This window comes from Candidatus Aciduliprofundum sp. HYA1 (assembly GCF_056175085.1).
The window spans coordinates 780,326-803,119 of sequence record NZ_CM149694.1 but is presented as its reverse complement, the minus strand read 5'-3'; the positions used below and the strand labels follow the sequence as shown (position 1 = coordinate 803,119).

18 protein-coding genes and 1 tRNA gene are annotated in these 22,794 nt (G+C 44.1%); 10 read left to right on the top strand and 9 right to left on the bottom strand.

Annotation, left to right across the window (positions count from 1 at the left end; translation table 11 throughout):
* Positions 1-14: 14 nt before the first annotated feature.
* Positions 15-617, bottom strand: a complete 603-nt coding sequence (locus AC0S1O_RS04375) for a KaiC associated regulatory domain-containing protein (protein WP_475393123.1) — start codon at positions 615-617, stop codon at positions 15-17.
* Between the two features lies 1 nt (position 618).
* Positions 619-1,476 carry a KaiC domain-containing protein gene (locus AC0S1O_RS04370; RefSeq protein WP_475393122.1) on the bottom strand — a complete coding sequence of 286 codons (858 nt, stop codon included), beginning with the start codon at positions 1,474-1,476 and terminating at the stop codon, positions 619-621.
* Positions 1,477-1,547: 71 nt separating this feature from the next.
* On the opposite strand from AC0S1O_RS04370, the gene AC0S1O_RS04365 reads away from it, so the two are divergent.
* Positions 1,548-1,805: a hypothetical protein gene (locus AC0S1O_RS04365; RefSeq protein ID WP_475393121.1), complete on the top strand. Its 258-nt coding sequence runs from the start codon at positions 1,548-1,550 to the stop codon at positions 1,803-1,805.
* Between the two features lie 22 nt (positions 1,806-1,827).
* Positions 1,828-3,477 (top strand): pyruvate kinase, encoded by a 1,650-nt coding sequence (gene pyk / locus AC0S1O_RS04360; protein ID WP_475393120.1) that lies wholly within the window; start codon positions 1,828-1,830, stop codon positions 3,475-3,477.
* Between the two features lie 2 nt (positions 3,478-3,479).
* Here the strand turns inward: pyk and AC0S1O_RS04355 are convergent, their stop codons facing one another.
* On the bottom strand, positions 3,480-9,881 hold the full coding sequence (locus AC0S1O_RS04355) for a CARDB domain-containing protein (protein ID WP_475393119.1): 6,402 nt from the start codon (positions 9,879-9,881) through the stop codon (positions 3,480-3,482).
* A gap of 93 nt (positions 9,882-9,974) precedes the next feature.
* Between AC0S1O_RS04355 and AC0S1O_RS04350 the strand changes: the two genes are divergently transcribed.
* The 6 genes from AC0S1O_RS04350 to AC0S1O_RS04325 all read left to right on the top strand — a co-directional run bounded on the left by AC0S1O_RS04350 (position 9,975) and on the right by AC0S1O_RS04325 (position 14,579).
* Positions 9,975-11,549, top strand: coding sequence for a NosD domain-containing protein (locus AC0S1O_RS04350; protein WP_475393118.1), 1,575 nt, complete (start codon positions 9,975-9,977; stop codon positions 11,547-11,549).
* Between the two features lie 33 nt (positions 11,550-11,582).
* Positions 11,583-11,656, top strand: a tRNA-Val gene (locus AC0S1O_RS04345).
* 154 nt (positions 11,657-11,810) lie between these two features.
* Positions 11,811-12,071 carry a 4Fe-4S dicluster domain-containing protein gene (locus AC0S1O_RS04340; protein WP_475393117.1) on the top strand — a complete coding sequence of 87 codons (261 nt, stop codon included), beginning with the start codon at positions 11,811-11,813 and terminating at the stop codon, positions 12,069-12,071.
* Positions 12,068-13,186, top strand: coding sequence for a 2-oxoacid:acceptor oxidoreductase subunit alpha (locus AC0S1O_RS04335; protein WP_475393116.1), 1,119 nt, complete (start codon positions 12,068-12,070; stop codon positions 13,184-13,186). The genes AC0S1O_RS04340 and AC0S1O_RS04335 overlap by 4 nt, the downstream gene beginning before the upstream one ends.
* Entirely contained in the window at positions 13,186-14,022 is an 837-nt protein-coding gene (locus AC0S1O_RS04330) for a thiamine pyrophosphate-dependent enzyme (protein WP_475393115.1), read from the top strand. Before AC0S1O_RS04335 ends, AC0S1O_RS04330 begins: the two co-directional genes overlap by 1 nt.
* Positions 14,019-14,579 carry a 2-oxoacid:acceptor oxidoreductase family protein gene (locus AC0S1O_RS04325; protein ID WP_475393114.1) on the top strand — a complete coding sequence of 187 codons (561 nt, stop codon included), beginning with the start codon at positions 14,019-14,021 and terminating at the stop codon, positions 14,577-14,579. The genes AC0S1O_RS04330 and AC0S1O_RS04325 overlap by 4 nt, the downstream gene beginning before the upstream one ends.
* Here the strand turns inward: AC0S1O_RS04325 and glyA are convergent.
* The gene (glyA, locus tag AC0S1O_RS04320) at positions 14,572-15,876 is read right to left on the bottom strand and encodes a serine hydroxymethyltransferase (RefSeq protein ID WP_475394467.1); all 1,305 of its coding nucleotides are present in this window, start codon (positions 15,874-15,876) and stop codon (positions 14,572-14,574) included. The genes AC0S1O_RS04325 and glyA overlap by 8 nt on opposite strands.
* 29 nt (positions 15,877-15,905) lie before the next feature.
* Complete coding sequence (locus AC0S1O_RS04315) at positions 15,906-16,415, bottom strand: type 1 glutamine amidotransferase domain-containing protein (protein WP_475393113.1); 510 nt, start codon at positions 16,413-16,415, stop codon at positions 15,906-15,908.
* A gap of 51 nt (positions 16,416-16,466) precedes the next feature.
* Here AC0S1O_RS04315 and AC0S1O_RS04310 point away from each other — a divergent pair, with 51 nt between their 5' ends.
* Positions 16,467-18,401, top strand: a complete 1,935-nt coding sequence (locus tag AC0S1O_RS04310; RefSeq protein ID WP_475393112.1) for a molybdopterin-dependent oxidoreductase — start codon at positions 16,467-16,469, stop codon at positions 18,399-18,401.
* Here AC0S1O_RS04310 and AC0S1O_RS04305 read toward each other — a convergent pair.
* Positions 18,398-19,969, bottom strand: coding sequence for a B12-binding domain-containing radical SAM protein (locus AC0S1O_RS04305; protein ID WP_475393111.1), 1,572 nt, complete (start codon positions 19,967-19,969; stop codon positions 18,398-18,400). The two genes, AC0S1O_RS04310 and AC0S1O_RS04305, sit on opposite strands and share 4 nt — an antisense overlap.
* On the bottom strand, positions 19,970-20,434 hold the full coding sequence (locus tag AC0S1O_RS04300) for a GbsR/MarR family transcriptional regulator (RefSeq protein WP_475393110.1): 465 nt from the start codon (positions 20,432-20,434) through the stop codon (positions 19,970-19,972).
* Between the two features lie 89 nt (positions 20,435-20,523).
* Between AC0S1O_RS04300 and AC0S1O_RS04295 the strand changes: the two genes are divergently transcribed.
* Complete coding sequence (locus AC0S1O_RS04295) at positions 20,524-21,045, top strand: 50S ribosomal protein L16 (protein ID WP_475393109.1); 522 nt, start codon at positions 20,524-20,526, stop codon at positions 21,043-21,045.
* Here AC0S1O_RS04295 and AC0S1O_RS04290 read toward each other — a convergent pair.
* The gene (locus tag AC0S1O_RS04290; protein WP_475393108.1) at positions 21,038-21,625 is read right to left on the bottom strand and encodes a DUF835 domain-containing protein; all 588 of its coding nucleotides are present in this window, start codon (positions 21,623-21,625) and stop codon (positions 21,038-21,040) included. The genes AC0S1O_RS04295 and AC0S1O_RS04290 overlap by 8 nt on opposite strands.
* A 34-nt stretch (positions 21,626-21,659) precedes the next feature.
* Entirely contained in the window at positions 21,660-22,730 is a 1,071-nt protein-coding gene (locus AC0S1O_RS04285) for an RsmB/NOP family class I SAM-dependent RNA methyltransferase (protein ID WP_475393107.1), read from the bottom strand.
* Between the last annotated feature and the right edge of the window lie 64 nt (positions 22,731-22,794).

Below are 22,794 nucleotides of genomic sequence, written 5' to 3'. Positions count from 1 at the left end.
GCGGTTAGGGGTATTTAACCTTTGATGGCTTCGCGAATCTCGTGAAGCAATCGTGCGGGGTTCTCTATGGGATAACTCAATCTTTGAAGTATGTCCTCCATTGCCACTCCATTTATACTGTATCCCCTCAACCTATCCAGCAAGGGTCCCTTCTCAACTGGAAAATCGAGACCCTTTATTCTTGAAAGCACGTGCACCGCCCAGTCCACACCCAGGGAGCGGGCACCCTCCTCCATGGCCTCAATGCGCTCATCAAGATTGTCTCTCCTCTCCCTTATTGCCCTGTAGGCCAGTTTTGCAAGCCCCCCAGCGACATGCTCCTTCTCCCTTCTCTCCCCCTCAAGATACGCCTTCACATTCTCCTCATCTGCGCTGAGGATGTTCTTCACAGTTTGCTCAGTTATGCCCAGATACTCTGCAATCTCCCTGTTTGTCATTATGGCCTCGTTCTTTAGGGCGATCACATAGGCGGCCTCGGCCAGACTCGGTAGCCATGTTAGGTTCCTGTATTCCACCAAGTTCTTCAGGCCACCCAGAATGCGTATGCTCTCGTGGAATATCCTCTCGGCAAGGGCATCTATATTTTTATCCTTCACGGGCTTGCCTATGACCTCCATTTCAATCACCTCCTTCAATCCTACTCAGGGGCTCTTTTATGTCTATCAATCCCGTGTCAGTTATCTCAAATAGATATGTCTCAGAGGCATGGGGCACCAGGCGGCACCCATCTATGCGGATCGTGCGCACAACCTCTCCGATTTTCCTCCTGTAGAGGGAGGCGGCCCACTTGCTCGCTATTATCTCCTTATCCATAACTATGGTGCCATCCACAATGTGCGCCACAGCGAGGCCTCCTGCAGCCTCCGCGGTCTCACTGCTCTGCGACGATCTCTTCTGGGATACCAGCAACGCGGTCTGATTCCACTTCTTCAGGAAGTTGAAGATCTGACGTACAATCTGCCTTGCAAGAACCTCACGATGCTCGTACAGGCCCGTGATGCTGTCTATGACCACATTCTTCGTGTTCTTCTTCTTTATGGCGTAGGCCATCGTATCAAGCAAGGCACTCAAATTCTCCCTCAACTCCACATTCTGGGACGCGTCTATGATTATCATATTCCTTTCCACGCTTTCAAAATCTAATCCAAGAACCTGGGCCTTCTGCTTCAACGCGGCATAGAGAAAATTAGCAGGTGATTCAACCGTGACAAAGAGAACGGGATAATTTCTTGCAGCCTGATAAACTGCAAATTGCTCAGCGAGGAGGGACTTGCCTGTATCGGGTATGCCCGTGACATTTATCACCGCCAGGTGGGGGATTCCTCCAAGGGGCCTCTTCACATAGGTATCCTTATTCTCATCGTATTGCACCGTGTAAAACATCTCATCAAGTTTGGTGCCCGTGGGTATGCCGAATATCCTTGGTGCCTTGTCCTTCAGTTCCGCCAGTTCGTAGACATACTCCTCGTGCTTCATGGTTGAAATAAAAATGTTCTTCTATATAAATTTTTTGAATAGATATTAAAAGGTTAAAGGCATGAAGGAGTATGCTATCGCCAGAGGATGCTGTTAGAAAACTCAATAGGGAGATGGGTAAACTGGATGACCAGCTGTTCACACCCATAGAGATATATGAGAACTTCTTTGGAGAGTACATAGTGCATCTGAAGGTAAACAGAATGGTTAAGGCATCATACTCTTCACTCAAAAAAATAGCGGAAATCACCGGGGCAAAGGATATACTGATTGAAAAAACAGTCGGCGACAATCTGGCAGAACTCAAACTTATGCTTCCAAAAAGGTGAAAGCGGAAGGGGAGGTAAATCTATGAGAAAAACCAAGATCATAGCAACCCTCGGACCTGCAGTGAATGATAAGGAGAAGATGAAAGAACTCATAAAGGCGGGATGCAACATAGCACGTCTTAACGTTGCCCATGGCACCGTTGCTGAGCACGAGGAGATGTACAAAAAATTTGTAAATGCAAGCGAGGAATGCAACACGGTAACAGCAACCCTCCTCGACATTAAGGGTCCGGAAATAAGAATATCCCAATGTCGTAGAAATTTTATCCGAAATGGAGAGAGCATAACCATTGGAGAGGAAGAGGATATTGAGTTCAATCACTCTCTCGTGTACGAATATCTGAAACCGGGAATTAGGGTACTTGTCCACGATGGAGATATTGAGATAAAAATTGAGAAAGCAAGCGATGGAAAGGCCATCGGAAAGGTGATTCAGGGTGGTATAATATCCTCCAGGATGGGCGTTAACGTTCCAGGGGTGCATATACCCATCCCATACATACAATCCCGCGATGTTGATTTTATGAGAACTCTAAGAAATGTGGATTTTATTGCCGCATCTTTCACAAGGGATGCTTCGGACATAACAGCTCTGCGGGAGAAAATGAAGGAAATAGGAATGAGAGCAAAAATCATAGCAAAAATTGAAAATCAGGAGGGTGTGGACAACGTGGATGAAATCCTGGAGGTGAGCGATGGAATAATGGTAGCCCGAGGGGATCTTGGAACGGAAATACCCATTGAAAAACTTCCGCAAATACAGAAATACCTGCTTGAAAGAGCCCTGATCCATGGAAAACCCGGGATAATAGCGACCCAGATTCTTGAGAGCATGATCCGTAACCCCCACCCCACAAGGGCCGAGGTATCAGACATTGCAAATGCGATTCTGGATGGGGCAGATGCACTTATGCTATCCGGTGAAACTGCAATAGGCAAGCATCCCATTAAAGCGGTAAAGGTCCTATCAAGGGTGGCCAGAATGGCAGATTCCATGGTTGAAAAGAGACACTCTGTTGAATTGAAGGGCACAATATCCGAATCCGTGAGCAACGCGGCAGTGCTTCTAGCCACGGAGATTGATGCCCATAAGATTCTCATACTCACACGCTCGGGAAAAACTGCAAGGCTTATTTCAAGGCACAGATGTCCAATTCCACTTCTTGCGGCAACCAATTCTGAAAGGGTTCTCCGGGAGATGGAGATTTACTGGGGAATACAGGGGTTCAAGATAGAAAATTTCAGATATGCGGATGAGGCTGTGAAAAAGGCAATTGAGGCTGCAGAGGAGGAGGGTCTTGTTGAAAGGGGTGATATTCTGGTTGTGGTAGGTGGCGAGCCATCAGAGGTACCTGGAACAACAAATTTTGTCTGGGTTCAAATTGTTGGAGAGGTGCTGGCAAGGGGTCATGGATTCGGATCATCAATCGTGCAGGGACATGCATGCGAATCCCCCAAAAACTGTGAGATAATGGTTGTTGATGAACTCAGAGGAGATTTCAGGTTAAACCCGCATATAAGGGGGCTAATTGTGAAATCGGACATATTTGATGTCAGGAAACTCATAGATTTGTCCAAAAAGGGACTAAGCATAATTGCAGGCACCGGAGAATTTGAAATCCCGCAAGAGAAAATAACACTTGACCCAAAAAGAGGAATAATATGGAAATAAAATCAGATACGGCTGTCTGCAGCCGCGATTTCAATGGGCACAGCAACCCTCGTGAGCATTGAAAATTCGTTGTGCATGGGCATCTCCGAATTTTGAATTTCACTGCCTGCGCAAGACATATGCACTTCCAATTTTTCATAATTTATTCCGAATTTCGAGGTTGCATTTGCTCTGTGCCTGATCGGAAGTTTATGGGGCACTGATATGTTATGGGTATCCTGCACCGATGCTGTTGTGCTTCCTGAGCTATCCCACAGGTAGTTACCAGACACACCTATTGTGGATGCATATCCATTTCCATAAACTTCAACATCATCTAGGAACACCCCGTATGGATCAGAAGAACTGGAATATGTAGGATAATCTGTGTTGTTTGTCACTACCCGAAATCTTATCATAATAGTATGCCCAGCCCAGCCACTTAAATCACAGTTAATTCTTGCCAAAGTTCCAGAGTTGACCCATCCATAGTTATTATTTGCACTTGTTCCCGCCATACCTCCAGTGCCACTCGCGCCCCACCCTATGCGCACACCATAGGTTATTGACTGCCATGTCATACCGTTATCGTCGCTTACCTCAACGCGCACCGTGGCTGGTGGGATACCGGCCGCAGAATTCAAATTGAACCTTATCCAGAATGAGAGTCTGGCGGTTCTGGCAGTTGTAAGGTCTATCTGCTTTGTGATCAGGGAGGAGTCCACTCCCCTGGGCAATGCCCAATTATTAGTTGAATTTCCATATGCCCAGGCGTAATCTCCAGAATGGGCCTCTGTTGCTCCAGAGCCTCCAAAATTATGAAGTTGCCAGAGATCTCTATGTCCATCGGAAGTCACACTTATTTTCACGTCGTCCAGATACCATCCCATTGAAGGGTTCCAGCCACCGTTTGGAGGTAAGCCACCAAACTGAACGAGCATGAACACAATGCGTATGTACCTGAAGTTGGTCTCTTTAAGATAATGGGTCAGATCAACTTCTATGTAATCCCAGCCAAATGTGCCAGATCCGCTTATACCATTGAAACACCAATATGGATGGGTTGATTTTGCATCTATAAGTCCTGTGCGTTGGCCATTTATTTTTGGCCCACCACTAGTAAGATTGTTATTCACTCCAGAAATTTTGAGATTTCCCGTATAAGATTGAGTGGGCATAATGTAATACCGGTGGCTCTGGTCCCATGTCCATGTGGTCTCATCATCTGAACCCCACATGTACATTATTCCACCATTCGTACCCTGAGTCATCCAGTACTTTGTCCAGAAACTCAACAGGACCTTCTTGGCACCACTAACATCAACTGGAGGTGTGATGAGGTAGGTGTAGTTTACATCGGGGTGCACAACATGGGAATAAGTTGGAGGTACCCCAGAATTATGCGACGGAGGTGTGTAATCAATATGATACACCACCATCACATCGTCTATACCTATAATACTATTGGTACTTTGAACTTCTATTTTGATATCATAACTATTAAGATCTCTGATGTTTGGCGGTATTTCCACATAGCAGTAGGCCTCATATTTATCCATATAATCTATTTTGTAATTGGTTCCATATACATCCCTAGTTACACCATTTAATACATTGTTTAATGTAGCAATAAGAGTCCCACCTGCATAGACCTTTATTATTGCGTCTGGGTAATATATATCATTATAGTTCACTCCCACCCAGAAACTTATATTAGCACTCCTAATAGTATAGCTCCCAGGATAATGATAGTGGAGAACATCGTAGGGATAAACCTTATGTTCAAGGTAAGCACCATCCCTATCAGTTTGCGCTACCCAGTATTTGTTTGTCCATCCATCACTCTGACTTTTATAATATTTGTTTCTATCATTAGTTGACTTAATATAGAAATCATGATGTATCCATCTCCCCATCCATCCAGGACTGCTCCAGGAAGTATCCCTGAAACCATCAGAGAAAACCACCGCTCCAAGATTGGAAATTATGGTTGCCCTAAGGCCTCCTGTGGATGCCGTCTGCGTAAGAAGCGAGATAAATGTAGTAAATGCACCTTCTATGGCATCAGGTTTACTTTCAAACAGTGCCATTGAAACATTACCTGTGGAGGAGTTTCCAAGTGCAAACAAACGCCCGTCCCATGCATTTGGCGCAATGCTTATTGTCATCATTGAATATGGAACTTTGATCAATCCGCTAGTTACACCCTTCACATAGTTATTTATTACACCATCCTCAACTTCTTCTGTGCCTGTCCCTGGAGCATATATATACTGATTACCATCCGCTGTTCCATAGGTGTCTGCATTGCTCAATCCGTCGGTCAAAACAAGAATTCCCTTCACTGCAGTGGAACGACCATGGTTATCCATGTAATATACTGCCCAAGAGATAGTATCATAAAGGGGAGTGCCACCCTTAGCATATAAGTGTGTCAGTTTCCGATCTATTATGTTGGATTGCGTGGCATATGTGAAGTCCAGTAATTTCTGTGGATGGCCATCACCATTCTGATCAAATGCAAAAATTGCCACCCTATCATTATCTCCCAATTCGGATATTGCATCTTCCGCAGCCTTTATGGCCACATCTATTCTTGTATTAGACTTACCATCTCCATTTACATCACCCACACTTGCTCCAGGAACAGTAGTGTTCATACTTCCAGATGTATCTATCACAAAAATTACATCAACCGGTTTTCTTGCGCCTGCACGGGGAGCTTCTGGCATCCAGAATGCATTTGGAGCAGAGTGATGTGCACCACCGGTGAAATCAACCACATCAGGATCTGTGGAGTTGAATATGTTATTGTCCCTATGATAAGTACCACTACTATCAGTATCTCCGCTCAAACTCCAGTCCCAATCTCCTATAACCGTTGTATTCACATCTTCCCTGTTTACGAAATCCAAGGGACTCTCTCCATTTATATCCATAACGGTAGCCTCATGCTCCCAGTTTCCTGCACCATTTTCCATATTGTCCCAGAAATAGTAAACTGTAACAGTCCTTATAGCCTCATTGTTGAAGTTGAATATTTCTTTTCCATTATAGGATGTACCATTAAATTGAGTCTCCATTACCTCATTTAGAGGATCAACAATTACCCTTATATGCCTGGCTGAACCAGCAAACATTGGTGTCCAATCAATTTCAATCTGAGCATATTTCCCAGGAGGCACATATACCGTTTTACTTCCAATCCATTCAAAATCATCGTAGAAACGAACTATTGCATTAGAGCCTTCAGAACCGTAATTGTACACCCTTGTCCTGAGCATATATGATCTGCCAATTATTGGGGGTAGATTTGGGTTATCCCCTCCGTAGATTATCTGGATATCTGATGTGAATGTCGCCAACTCTGGTTTTGATGAGTTGAAACCAAAATATCTGAATAATCTGAAGAGAATCCATGCTCTTCCCTGATTGGCCGGATCGTATGGTTTGGCAATGCTTGCATTTTTTAATCCAAAGATTCCAATTATGTTCTCTATTCCAAAGGGGAGAATGCCATATTTAGCACCGCTAACCGAAACTTTTGAGATTATCCCATAGCCATAGGATGGTATGATCTTTGAATATTCGGATGAAATGTTCTCAAGGGATTCATAACCCAGAGAAGTTCCCCCATATTTGGAGAATAAAGCCATACCTCCATTTGAGGATATATTGTACATCCCCGTGGGTGCCAGTATAACTGAAACACCATTAGTAATGCTATTAACGTTATTTACCCCGAAAATCACACTATCCGTGGTTGTAGATTTTTTAGTCATTGAGTTTATTTGCAGATAATTCATAAATGAGGAATCCGAAGATATGTAATAAGAAATATGACTTCCTATGAATAATTGTCCGGTATTTGGATTATTGCTCATGGAATCCTCTATCGCCTTTACATCCCTATTTCCTATTTTTGCATCTGCCCACAATATCAGGTTATACTGAGCAAAATAGGTACCATCAGAATATCCCTGAGGCAATGGTGTTTTGGAAATATCCAACACTTTATATTTATATCCTAGGACATTCAAGGTTGAAATGATGCTATCCTTTTCATTTATGGAATATGTTTGAGTACCATTATAAACCACCAGTGTGGAAAAATGCACAAATACACGGGTATCAACAATCTCCGTATTTATAATATTATTCTCTTCATTCGTTTCCTTTATCCTATTATAAGGATCAACAATTGCAGTAAGAATATGTTTCCCTGGCTGGGTGGGGATCCATGTAAAGTTCACAGTAACAAAACCGCCATCTGGCGGGATGGTACCAGTAGAATTTGGATTTTTGGTATTTATGTTAAGTGTGTTTATTCCGTCCACCAGGAGCAATACCTCACTAGAAAGAGGACTCCCCCCATTATTTGACACTATCACACTTATATGCACAGGTTGCTTGTATAAAGGATCCCTTGGGGTTATTATCATGTCCTCCACTGCAAGATCATTACCTGCTCTACCAGTAATGTTGGCAAGCCATTTAAGTATACGATACGCTATGAAATCCTGAGAATAATAATGTCTCACTCTAGAAATTTCAAATCCTGTAAATACAATCTTTCCACCGTTGGAAAACTCTCTGTAAACACCCACTGGATTTTGTTGGTAAGAATTCTCAGTAAAACCTTCAATAAAAGGTTTATAAGATCCCAGGTTGGATAGATAGATGGTGTCATTTCCATTGGGAGCATTATCTCTGTTGGTGAGATTATCACTTATTAAACTTCCACTTGAAAGCGTGAGATTTATTGGGGTTCCAGAGACACCTTCGATTTTAACAATTGATGTTGGATCCTGAGCCTTCTGAACATTTATGGAAGGATCATCAAGAACCGTACGTAAATTGGTTTCTCCAATCTCCTGACTTATTAACCATAGAGCACCACCTTTATTCGCCACATAATCCTGTAAAATAGATGCTTGGGTAGAGGTCAACGGATTATCTTTATATCCTGTTTCCCATATAACGAGATCATGGGAGTCTATATCACTTTTTAACTGCACAGTATCTATTGTGCTTTTATCAACGGTGTATTTATATCCTGCCGTATCTAAATAATATTTATAGTACCTGCTTGTATCAAGATTTGCACCTTCAGCGTACCCATCATCATCCACCAGAAGTATGCTAGGTAAAACCGTTAGGGATATGGAAGTGGTATCAGGATACTTATTGGGATTTTCTATTGGTGTAACATTTATTATCTGGAAAACAAGATGATGGGTACCTGACACCTTAGAAACTATGGTGTTGCCCTGAGCATTTGCCCCGACATCCTCCCAAATGAAGGATATTGTTGTCTGACCTGCTGCGGCTATGGTGTAATACCCATCCTTGCTTGGTAGATATTCAGATGAACCAAAATTGGTTTTAATTGGTATCAACCCATCAGGATTTGATGCACTCTTGTACCCTGGATACTCATCAAACACACGAAGTTGGAACTTCGCCCCACTGCCCCCAAGATTTTCAATTGTTACGGAGACCTGAACATTGTCTCCGTGGGTGGGTGTCTGCGTTCCCAGCGTTATCAATTTAGAGTCCACATACAGATCTGGATTTCTATTACCAGTACCTCTGCTGACATACAAATGTGCAGGATAGCTTATATTGTTAGAACCGTCGTTTATCCACACCTTAACGGTATAGGGCTTCATTATATTCAGGCTATCATTGGTCTTAAAATTCACTATTGAGGTGAATACATTGTTTCCGGAATAACTCATATTTTTTATAGCAGATCCATATATGCTGTACCTCAAAACACTTTCAGAAAAATCAAGGTACACCCTGTAGTTTCCAACATTTTCGGGATTATTTGGATCAAACACAATTGCTTTAAACGTCGCAGGTTTTCCCAGTATGGGGAGAGGAGGCGTTGAGGTTAGACCCACAAGTACGGGAGGCATCTTTGTTCTACCCTGAAGCTTTGTGGACCAAATTATGCTCCCTGTGTTTTTACCCATGAGGGTTATGCCTATGTTCAGACTCTTCACATCGGCTCTACTTGGCCAGCTCCAATGATCCCAAGTAGAATTATAGTAGAAGCTCTCTCCCTGCGAAAATTTACCATCTCTTAAAGATGGTTGTTTTGAAAAATTCAATTCGGATAACATATGCTGTTTTGCCGTGAAATCAATTACAACAATGAACATCGTTCTCCAATTCACCAAGCTTTCCCCTCCAACATTTTTCACCGTGATATTCAGGCAATATCCTCCTGTTTTGGTTGGTACTATGTGCAGCGTGGCATCAAACTGAGCGTAAATCTTGGGCTGGGGGGTGGGCATGGTACCCACATAGTAAAACACCGTGGAGAAAAGCATTACAGTGATGAGTAAAACCAGTATGCTTCCCAATACCTCCGAAACACCCTTTTCCTTCTTAAATAATTTTCCCTTCCATTTCATGAATGCCACATTGCAGAGATTCGTATTTAAACTTTGTGGGGTATGTACCACACATTTAAAAAATTTATATATAAAAAGTGCATATTCCACTTGATGAAAATCACGGTAATAATTGCAGTTTTTGTGATATTATTAATTTTTTGTGGTGGGCTATCCTTAACCCTAAATGGAAAAACAATTAATACCCGTACTGAAGATTACAATTTTAATCCAAATGATCTTCAATACAAATTTAAAATAGATGGAAATACCCAAATCCTTAAATTTTTGAAGATGTACAATGCTTCCGGCACAGGTACAAAAAATGATCCATATAAGATCTACAATATGAAGATAAACCTAAAAGGAGATATCCATGAAGGTTTATATATTGCAAATACTACAATTTATGTGATATTCAAGAATTTAAGAATATATGATTCTTCCACAAGGGCAGAGATAGGAGTTGGAATTCTAAACTCGACACATATTACTTTCATAAACTCCAGCATAAATGCTGATTTTTCTACCTCCGATTTTATGGGGTTCTATATTTTAAATTCCACATATATTACTGTAAAAAATTTTGAATTTAGAGACATGAATGGCAAAAACTCAGGATTTTGGATACTCAATAGTAGTAATATCACCATAAAAAATGGGACTATCTGGAACGTGAATAATATTGCCCTGCTCATAAAGAATAGCTCCCATTCTTTAATTTATAGTATTACTCTGATCAGAGGAGAGATCGTTATTGGTTTCTCTACCAATATAACAATAAATTTCTCGAATTTTTATACTCATAATAACGGAATTTTGATGGTATCAGATAAATATTGTATCATTAATAACGATAAATTTATTGAGAATTACTACGGAGTATGGAGCATAGATAGTGATCAAAATATCATCTATAAAAATATATTCATTTACGATAATGAAGGGATTAACATGGCAGGAATAAATACACCTACTCATGATAATATAATAAAGGAAAATTTATTTGCATTTGATAAAAAATATGGCATATACTTAAATCATGATGGTTCTAACTGGATCTATAAGAATATATTTTTGAACAGCAGTGCTTATGATGGAGGGTATCCAAAAGAATCTCCCTATTGGAATTACAGTTACCCGTCATACAGTTTCTGGAATTCTTCTGAGGAGGGAAATTACTGGAGAAACAACATTACATCTCAAAATCATGAAAATACCACAAACTACACTTATCCAATAATGGGACATGCTCATGCATACGATTATCATCCTCTTAAAAATAGACCTTTTAATTACACTATTTTCTCGAGCTCTCCCCAGAATCTAAAATTAATCAAAAAATCAGGATATGAAATTATTGAATGGATGCCCCCCAAATACCTAAGCTCTCAGATAGTTGGATACAATATATACAATAACGGAAAATTAATAGACTCTGTTTCCAGGGACATACACTCTTATAAAATCAAGGAGAAATATGATAAACCAACAATATATTATGTCACAGCAGTAAATAAAAACGGTGAAGAAAGCATGATAAGCAATGAAATACTCTTAAATCCCTCAAATAAAAATACAGAGACTATTATGTGGATAATTTCCATAGCAACAATAATATTAGCATTTATAATTGTATTAATTTTAATATTTAAAAAGAAAAACAGGAAAAATTATGAAAAAGCATAAGATTAAAATACCCCTCCTCTATAATCCCAGATAGGGCCCGTGGTCTAGGTGGTTATGACGTCACCCTGACACGGTGGAGGTCCCCGGTTCGAATCCGGGCGGGCCCACTTGCCTTTCTGATTTCTTCCATCATCAATCTTCCCTTGTGAATGGTAAAAAGATGGCATTTTTAAAGTTCTTATTTGAAATCAAAGATATTAATTAGGCAAACCGCAAGTTTTTTTATATATCCCGTTATACCTCTTTAAAAACATTAGGAGGATGTGGAAATTGAGTGAGCAAAAACCAAAGCCTCCAAAAAAGAGAGGCAAAGTAACCATTGATGAGAGAAGATGCAAGGGTTGCTGGTATTGCATTGAGTACTGTCCCACAAAGGTTCTTGAGGTATCAGAAAAACTAAACGAAAAGGGATATCACCCACCAAAACTTGTGGAGAAGGAACCAAATAAGGTGTGTATCGCCTGTCACCTATGTGAACTGTATTGTCCAGATTTTGCAATTATTGTGGAGGAGATAAAATGATCAAGCCCGGATACTATTTCTGGAGTGGTGATATAGCCGCAGCAGAGGGGGCTATTGCAGCAGGTTGCAGATTCTACGCGGGCTATCCAATCACCCCAAGCAGTGAGATTGCTGAGCGTATGGCCCTTCGTCTTCCCCAGGAAGGGGGCAAGTTCATAGAGATGGAGGACGAAATAGGCTCCATTGCAGCGATCATAGGTGCTTCCTGGACCGGGAAGAAGGTCATGACCGCCACAGCAGGTCCCGGAGTTTCTCTTATGAACGAAAATATAGGTCTGGCAGCCATGACTGAAGTACCTCTTGTGGTGGTAAACGCCATGCGCGGGGCACCTTCCACGGGGTTACCAACCCTAATAGGACAGGGAGATCTCATGCAGGCAAAATGGGGCTCACATGGAAGCTACGAAATCATATCCCTTTACCCGGATAGCGTGCAGGAGACCTTTGACCTCATGATCGATGCCTTCAACTACGCGGAAAGGTACCGTGTACCTGTGATTTTCCTGATCGATGCCATGCTCGCCCATATGTACGAGAAGATTCACGTACCTCCCGAGGATGAAATAGTGAGAATTGAAAGAAAGAGACCAACCACACCCCCGGAGGAAACACTGATCTACAAGGCAGATGATGATCTCATTCCTCCTATGCCCAGAATAGGTGATGGATACAAGATCCACGCCTCCGGATTGACCCACAACGAGAAGGGCTATCCTGAACTCACGCCTCAGGCCCAGGAAAAACTTGTGAAAAGGTTGAACGATAAGATAAGAAAACATGCCGAGGAGATCTGGAAGGTGGAGGAGTACAAAACAGAGGATGCAGATGTGATAGTAATTGCCATGGGCAGCGAATCAAGATCCGTGAGATACGCGGTGGACCTTGCCAGGAAGGAAGGAATCAAGGCGGGAATGCTGCGCCTAATAACAATCTGGCCATTCCCTTACAAATTCATAGAGAAGTACGATGTACCCTACATAGTTGCGGAGATAAATTACGGACAAATATACCACAAGGTTAGGGAATACACGAGAAATGTTGAACTTCTGCCCAAGATGGGAGGAGAGATTCACAAGCCTGAGGAGATTCTTCACGCAATAAGGAGGCGATTGTGATGAACCCTATGGAAGAAATGAGGATGCAGCAGGAAGAACTTCTCCGCACGGACAGGCTACCCCATGTTTGGTGCCCAGGATGCGGAATTGGTATTGTTATGAACGCATTTTTGAGAGCATTCATCCGAAGCAAGATGGATCCCAATAAACTGGTTGTGGTTTCCGGTATAGGATGCACCGGTCGTGCAGCTGGATACGTGAATGTGGATTCTTTCCATACAACCCACGGAAGGGGCATACCCTTCGCCGTGGGAATAAAATTTGCCAGACCTGATCTGAACGTCGTGGTTTTCAGTGGTGATGGGGATCTTTTCGCCATCGGAGGAAATCACTTTGTGAATGCTGCCCGCAGAAACCATGATCTTCTGATAATTGCCGTGAATAACTTCACATACGGAATGACCGGAGGACAGCATGGCCCCACAACACCCACAGGGGCATACACCACAACAACACCCTACGGAAATCCAGATAGGCCCTTCAACATACCACATCTGGCCATATCACTGGGGGCCCCATACGTTGCCAGATGGACCACCTACCACGTAATGCAGATTCAAAATTCCATATACAATGCCCTGCATCGCAAGGGATTCCGGGTCATAGAAATAATATCCCAGTGCCCCACGGTGTATGGAAGGAGAAACGACATGAAAACTCCCCTTGAGATGATGCACTATTTCCAGAAGAATTCCGTGAGGAAGGATGATGCATCCTTTGAGGAACTTGAACTGACCTACAACGGAAAGATCGTTGTGGGAGTTTTCAGAGATGTTCAGGGCATACCCACGTATGAGGAAAGGTATGAGGATATAATAAGGAGGGCTCAAAAATGAGACTGGAAATTAAGTTTGGAGGACTTGGAGGTCAGGGAATAATAACGGCTGGATACATAACTGCAAAGGCTGCCTCCATATACGATGGAAAAGAGAGTGCCTTCACCCAGGATTACAGCGCAGAGGCGAGGGGAGGAGCAAGCACCAGCGAGGTTATAATATCCGATGAGAAAATCACATATCCTCAGGTACTGGAGGCAGATTATCTCGTGCTTATGAGTCAGAGTGCATACAGGGACTACCTGCATAAATTGAAGAAGGGAGGAACGCTCATAATCGACGAGGATCTCGTGAAACCTGACGAAAGGGCAAAGGACTTCAAAATTTACAAAATACCCGCAACAAGATTTGCAGAGGAGATTGGAAATCCCATAGTGGCCAACATCGTTATGCTTGGATTCTTCACGGCAATAACAGGGGTGGTATCAAAGAACGCCATGTGGAAATCAATAGAAGAGCGCATACCCAAGAGATTCCTTGACCTTAACGAAAGAGCGTTCCTGAAAGGCTACGACTACGGAGAAAAAATAAAAAATGGGGTCGTGGAACTCAGCTGAAGAGCTCCATGAACCTGTAGGCCTCAACACCTTCATTGAAGCAATAATGGATGGTGTTGAACTCCTTTTTCAACTCTTTTACATCGTTTTTAACACCTTCGATGTCCCCATCCACAGCAACACGCTTTATTAGCTCGGCTACGTATTTCATCTCACCTTCCTTCATTCCTATGCGCGTGAGTTCCTGCACACCCAGGCGTATTCCACTGGGATTCCTCGGCTTCTTGGGATCATCGTAGGGCAGAAGGTTGTAATTGCAGATTATGTTGGCCCTTTCCAAATCTTCGGCAACCTTGCGCCCTCCACCCTGGGCCACAACATCCACAAGCACAGTGTGGCTCTTTGTGAACCCATTCTTCTCTCCAAGAACCTTGAAGCCAAGTTCGTAAAGTTCCTGAGCAAGGGTTTGAGCATTTCTCACAACTTGTTCTGCATACCTCTTTCCAAACTCAATATGCTCTGCAAGTGTTATTGCCAAGGCAGCCATGTGGTGGAGATGATGATTGCTTATCACACCGGGAAACACGCCCCGCTGTATTTTCTTCCAGAACTTATCGCGCTTCTCCTCATCCCCCGGAGGATTTGCAAGTATCATTCCCCTCTGCGGTCCAGGCAGAGTTTTATGGGTACTTCCAGTCATCACATGGGCTCCCTCGTGGAGGGGATCCTGAAATTGCCCACCCGCTATGAGGCCAAGGACATGGGCACCATCGTACCAAACTGTTGTACCCGCCTCCTGAAAGGCGTCCTGCAATTCCTTTAGGGGTGCGGGGAAGAGGAAGACGCTCATGCCAAACAGGGCCAACTTGGGCTTTACAATCTTGATCAACTTTGCGCTGAGATCAACGTCGATGTTCATCTCCTCAACATCAAATGGATACTCGATCTTCGTAACTCCACGCATCCCAACGGCACCGAATTTAGCACTGCTTATATGGGCTCCACCCTGCAGGGGTGGGCCTGTGATAACGTCGCCGGGCTTTGTGAGGGCAAATAAAACCGCCTGATTCGCATTGGTTCCACTTATGGGCCTGACATCTGCATATGGCACATTGAAAAGTTTCTTGGCAAGCTCGGTTGTAAGCTCCTCAATCTGATCCACATATATGTTGCCCTGGTAATACCGCTTTCCGGGAAGACCCTCGGCGTACCTGTTGTGTAGATCTGAGATCAGAAATTCCATGGCCATGGGACTTATCAGATTCTCAGAGGCTATCATTGGCAATGAATCTCGGAACCATTCAGTATGCCTTTTCACTAACTCCCTAATCTTCATTGCATCATCCAAAGAGCTCATATCATTCACCCATCGGACATGGCAAGGATTTATAATAACTTTTTATCCCTGAGCAGAGAAACGAAACTCTTCATCCATTCTGCCAGATCTCCAGGGTGTCTGGCAGATACCAGATTTCCATCCACGGATACGCCGTCCACAAACTCTCCCCCTGCCGCTATTAGATCGTCCTTAACTCCGTACCAGCAGGCAATTTTTCTCCCCTTCACCACGCCTGCAGATATGAGAACCTGGACACCATGGCATATTATTGCAACGGGCTTCTTCTCTGCGAAGAAATGCCTGGTAATCTCAACGGCCCTGCCCTGCAACCTCACCCTCTCTGGAGATTTGCCTCCGGGAATTATGAGAATAGCAAATTCCTCTGGCTTAACATCCTCGTAATGCATATCTGCCTTTAGAGTGTATCCATGCTTTCCCCTGAGTTCGGATTGCGAAGAGGCCACCCTGACATCAATGCCCTCCTCTCTCAGGCGATGATAGGGATAGAAGAGTTCAAGATCCTCAAAATCGTTTTCCGCAAGGATCAGCGCCTTCATAATTTCAAAATTATCTTGCAATATTTAACCTTTGCAGTGGGATAATTATTTATGCCCCAGAGCATACTGCATTGTGTGGAGAGACACAACGTGTGTATGCGAGATTGCTACGATACCTGTTCCCTTTTAACAGAGTTCAAAGATGGAAAAATAAAAGTAAGGGCAAATCCTGCAAACAAGGTAACATACAACTTTCTATGTCCAAAGGGGGCCCTGCTGCCAAAGTGGTTTCACAGTGGGGAGAGGTTGAAGAGCCCTCTTGAAAGGGCAGGTGCCAAGCCCAGCGAAGATTTCAGGAGGATTTCCTGGGAAGAAGCAGTTTCAAAAATTGCAAGGAAAATGAAGGATGTGCAAAGAAACCACGGGAGCAGAGCCATTCTCCTCTACTATTATTACGGAGACAGGGGCCTCATAAATGCAAATTTTCCACACAGATTATTCAATTACCTAAATGCGAGCATTGTGGATGATGTGATCTGCGATCGGGCTGGAGAGGAGGCCCTGAAGGATATCTACGGCACCGCCCAGGGTATGGATCCAGAGTACTTGAAAAACGAGAAACTCATAGTTTACTGGGGCATAAATGCAGCGTGGACAAATATGCATGGGTTCTTCCTCGCCAAGAGGTTGGGACTGGAGATCTGGAGCGTGGATGTGGTGCGCAGCGCCACGGCGAAAAGGGCAGATAAATTCTTCATGCTCAGACCAGAGACGGATGTGCTCTTTGCCCTGGGAGTTGAAAAGATAATGGTTGAGGAGGGACTCTACGATGAGAAATTTGTGAGGGAAAACACCATAGGATTTGATAGGTTCAGGGAATATCTGGAAAAAATGGACATGGCCCGTATCTCAAGGGAGACGGGAATCCCATCCAGGAAGATAAGGGAATTTGCGGAGGAATATGCAGAAAAAAGGGGCATTGTACACATAGGATACGGGTTCCAGAGAAATCAAAATGGAGGCGAGGCGGTTCGCGCCATATCCATCTTACCCGCCCTTGTGGGAAAGAAAAGAGGATTCATATACAGCAACAGAATCTTGCCCAGAGAGTATGTGCGTGGAGAGTTTTTAAGAAGGAAAAAGGGATACAAAATAACCCAACTTGAACTGGCTGATTACATAGATGAGGGAAAAATAAAATTCATATTCATATATGGTGCAAATCCTCTTGCGACACTTCCAGAGCAGAAAAAATTGAGAGAGGCCATACTCAAAAACGATGTGTTCATAGCACTTCACGATATATTCTTCACGGATACAGCAAGGTTCTCCGATATTGTGCTTCCTGCAAATACCTTCTTTGAAAGGTTTGATATTGCAGACTCATACTACCACAGATACATTGCAATAAATGAAAAGGTCATTGATTCCCATGGGAAAAGCAATGTGGAGGTGGCAAAACTCATAGCGAGAGAGGTGGGCGCAGAGGAACCTTACCTCTACGAGGATGAGGAGGAAATAGCCAAAAAAGTGCTTCGTGCTCTTGGAGTGGATTTTGAAAAACTCAAAAGGAAAAAGGTTATGAAAATAAAGATGCACTCCTACGACCCCGTTACGGGTAGTGGAAGGATAGAAATACTCTCAGAAAGAGCCCTGAAAAGGGGCCTGTCCGCATTTCCCAGATTTGAAAAATTGAATATGAATGGCTTGAAACTCATCACACCCACCTATCTATTCACCATATCCTCCCAGTACCACAACACCTACGGGTACGCGGATGAGAATCTTTACATCAACCCGAAGGATGCCGAAGAAAGGAGAATAAAAAATGGGGATGCCGTGAGAATTTTCAACGAATACGGAGAGGTGAGAACAAGGGCGTTGGTAAGCGAGGATATTCAAAAAGGTACGGTGCTTCTATACAAGGCATTCTGGCCCTCCATACTCGGATGGAATGCCAATTACCTCACAACCGCCAGGGGAAATGAAAAGTATGGAAATGCAACTGTGCTTCACAGCGTATGGGTGGAAGTGGAAAAAATTTAAATTTCAATTTCCTCAATTTTTAGATCCATTGGCTCCAGGGGTTTATCCACATCTATCCCATGCTTCAGTGCCCATTTCCTTATGCTATGCACGAGCATTCTTGAGCCGAACTTGGCCAGGGGAGAGAATAGCAGGAAGGCAGGATTTCCCTTGGTTACCCTTTTCAATCCATGATCAACCTCCCAGGCCAGATGCCTCCAGGCATGGTATATGTGCAGAACCCTTCCAGGTGTGAGATTCTCCGTTACATCAAATCCTTCCTCTCCCTTCAGGGCAGCCATTGGAACAAAGGCCAGAGGTGTTACCGTGAAATGCGCCTGCTCGCCCAGCTTTTCTCTGAGTTTCTTTTCCATTGTAATTATGAGCCTTGCCGTGTCAATCTCATCCTCCTCCGTTTCCCAGGGAAGACCCACTATGCTTGTGTAGGCAGGAAACCAGAAAAATTTGTTAAATGCGTATGTTCCATTAAGCAGAACCCATGGCCACTCCTCCGGCGTGAAGGGTTTCATCTTGTTATTTGCAATCTTCTTTATAAGTTGGGGAGATGCAGTTTCAAATCCCACCTGTATGCCAACCCATCTATTCGGTCCCGCGTGATTCAGCTCTGCAATCCTCTTCAAGATTCTGGGGGCAGCCAGGGCTCCCGCAGCGGTGCCATGCGTTGGGTTTGCATACTCAACTCTCCTTAGAACCTCTTCAAACAAACCTATGACTGCATCCTCATTTGGGTAAAAATTCCTGCGGTCCTCAACCATGTAGTTGAATATATCCTCACTGTGCAACCATGCTGTTTTTTGCCCGGCCCTGACATTCACCTCCAGTTCGTCAAGGATCTTCTCAAGCGGATAAAATCTGGCAGTCCTCAAATTTGGAGAACAGAACCTGCATCCACGGCCACAACCACGCATGACCTCTATCATTCCCTTGAATGAGGGATTTACTATGTTGGGTATCTCTTCCAATTTTGGCCAGGTTTTTATTGTTATTATCTTCTCAGCATTTCCCGACTCAATATCTCTGAAAATATCCGCAATTACGTGCTCCGTCTCTCCAATCACCACGTGATCAACACCCAGTTCTTCCGTCAACTTGGGCCTTGCTTCAAGTTGCCAGGCACCGGGGCCACCCACCTCTATCTTAAATTTAAGGCCCTTCCTTTCACGATAATCTCTAATTCTCCTCAAAAGAGATATGAATTTGAACTTTGTGTATGATGTGAGTTTGCCTCCATCCGTGAACATCATCGTCACTGGCCCAAGTCCGTATGGGTCCATGGTGTTTATCCCCACAATCGTGGTTTTCTCATCTATGAACTTCTCAACATGGCGGGGATGCGCCACAACAACATCCTCGGGAGAGAAACCATCACGGAGAAGAGATGCCTCAACCTTGCGAAGTCCATAGGGGGCAAAGGTCAGTCTACCATTATCGTCCGGAACCTGCGTATCCAGTAGATTGTAAATCGGCTTGGGTACACGCTCAATGGGCGCACATCCCAAGAAATCCAATAGCGGTATGTGCCTGTAGGTGCTTGTTAGGGTTTCATCTGCTGTGAGCACTATCCTCATTCACACCACCTCCGAGTAATCCTCCAAGAGTTCAATGAGGGTTCCCAAATACTCAGCAGCCCTCTCCAGTTTTTTATCCAGTTCCCTTAAGATTCTCTCCTCCTCTCCCTTAAGTCCACCAATCTTTTCCTTCACCAGCCTCATAACCCTTGGAAGGTCATGATTGTATATGTCCTCCATCAGGCGAAGAAATACGGAGAGCACGTTGCTTTCAGACCTGTAGAGATACTTCTTCCCCTCCTTCTTTCTCACTATGAGGTGCAACCGCATCAATCTGTGCAAACTTCCAGTAACACCGGATACACTGTACCCAAGATTTTCTGCAATTTCCTGCACATCCATATCCCTGTCTCTGATTAGCAGTTCGGCAAGCACATTGGCATCGACCTCCCTTATGCCCGCCTTGTCAAATATCTTGGCCAGGGATTCTCGAACACTCCTCATGGCATTACTCTCAACTTTCACAAATTCGTGAAAGTTGTGAAATATATAAATCTTTTCCCCTGGCAAAAATATAAATAGGAATTCCCTAATCACGCCTAAAGGTGATATAAATGGTGAGAAAACCGGGGAGAATGTATCACAACATCGACGGTCCCGCTTACACAAGAAGGGAGTACATGGGAGGAGTTCCCAATCCAAAAATAGTTCATTTTGAAATGGGGAATGTGGACGCCAAGAACGATTTTACCCTTGAGGTTAATCTTGTGATAAATGAGGCGTGCCAGATCAGGCACACCGCTCTGGAGGCAGCCCGTATAATTGCCAACAAGTATCTGGGCAAGATCGGTACTGCCAATTATTATCTCTGGATCCGTGTTTATCCCCATCATGTGCTCAGAGAGCACAAAATGGCAACGGGAGCGGGTGCTGATCGTATATCCTCCGGTATGAGCCTCGCATTCGGTAAGCCTGTTGGAACGGCTGCAAGGGTTCGCGAAGGGCAAGTGATAATGACTGCCAGGGTAAACCCGCAGCATCTTGAAAGGGCGAAAAAGGCACTTAAGGAAGCATCCTACAAACTGCCTGCTCCCTGCAGCATTGTTGTGAGAGAATACAAAGGAGTGGCTAAATAGACCTCTTCAATGGAATCTCGTTTATTATCTCTTTTTTAAACAGAGCCTTATCCTGAGGGTTCAGGGTTTCCATATCTATGGATACTATCAAAATACCCTTTTTCTCACTCACCGCATCCCTCAATCTTTGAAGAAGGTGAAGCACCTTCAAGAAGGAGGTGTTGGTGATCATGGTCTCTATGCCCTCAATGACCACAACACCCCTCTCCTGCTCCTTGATAAAGTTGACCACAAGAGATTGAATCTTCGTTAAATCCGCCGGGCTAACGTGATTCTCACCCTTTATGCTGCTCAACCAGATAATCTTGGCATTGCCCATTTCGTGAAAATCAAGGTTTTCTGGATTCTCCCTTGTTATATAAAGTCCGGAGAGACCCCTTTCAATCACCTGCACGAAAATCCTGCGGGCATGCCCCGGCACCTTTTCGTTGATGTAGTACGCATGGCCAGCCCTGATCTCAAAGGACCCCTTCTTCCTCCTTCTCCCGTACTTCCTAACTATGCGCTCCACATCCTTGCGCAGGGAGGCATCGTCCTTTTTCAGCGCGGCTCTGAGTTCTCTGATAATATCATCGTACATAGAATCAAATCTCAACGCACCTATAAATAAATTGCTACTCCCTGCGCAGGATCGCCATGTAGAACACATCTCCCGCCAGGATGTACGCTCCAAATTGACCCGGTTTGAAATATTTCCCCTCAAAAATTCCTTTTTCAACCCTGAACCCCTCATTTTCATTCAAAAATCCAAAAATCACGTCCTCCGTCTCCTGGGGTGTGTATGAGCACACAACGTAAACGAGATAACCCCCGCTCTGCACAAAATCTTTGGCCTCTTTCAATATGCTCACCTGCAGATGGGAGAATCTATCAAACTCCCCCTGATACTTTGCCTCGGGATTTCTCGCAGCAGCACCAACTCCACTGCATGGCGCGTCCACGAGAACCACGGAGAATTGCCCCTCAACGCCGTCGAAGAATACCCTCACATTCATACCCCATCCAGATGTCCTCTTTTCCAGCGATTTCAATTTTCTCTTGTCTATGTCATAGGCATAGTACCTCCTCTCCGGAAAGAGGGCATGCATCGCCAGAGTTTTTCCCCCGCTACCTGCACAGTAATCAAGAATGTCATTTCCCAGGGATGCTGCTATTTTAGCGACCATCTGACTGGATGCATCCTGCACTATGGCCAGACCTTCCTTAACGAGGGAGGAGTATCTGGCAGCAGAACTCGTGATCACAGCACTTTCCGGCACGTAGGGCTCTGCCTCAAACCCCTCCTCCTTCAGTTTCTCAATGGCCTTCTCCCTTGAAATCCTTGGTAAATTAATGCACAGGGTCGTTTCAGGCTCCCTGTTTATTATTCTGAGGAATTCATCGGGTGTGACTGAAGCAAGTTCCGGAGAGAGTGAGTGCCTCACGTGTTTGGGTGCATCCACATCAATGTTCCTGCGGTAGAGGGCTATGTAATTCTCTGGGGTCCTATCCAGGTTCATCCTATCAAGGAGAAAATCGTAGTAGAGAATGTAGCGAACGATGGTGTGAACAATTTTTGCAACTTCCTCCCTCTCTTCAAAGCTCAATCCTGAGCGGGGGAGGATGTCCCGCATGGCCCGTGCCATGTTTCCCTTACGAAGGTACTTTGAAATGACCCTTGCAGCGATGCGATCAATCCTGTTCACGCCTGGAAGAATGAGCCATGGGGTAAAAATTTTGCTCAGGTTTCAAAGGCGTTGAGATAAATTT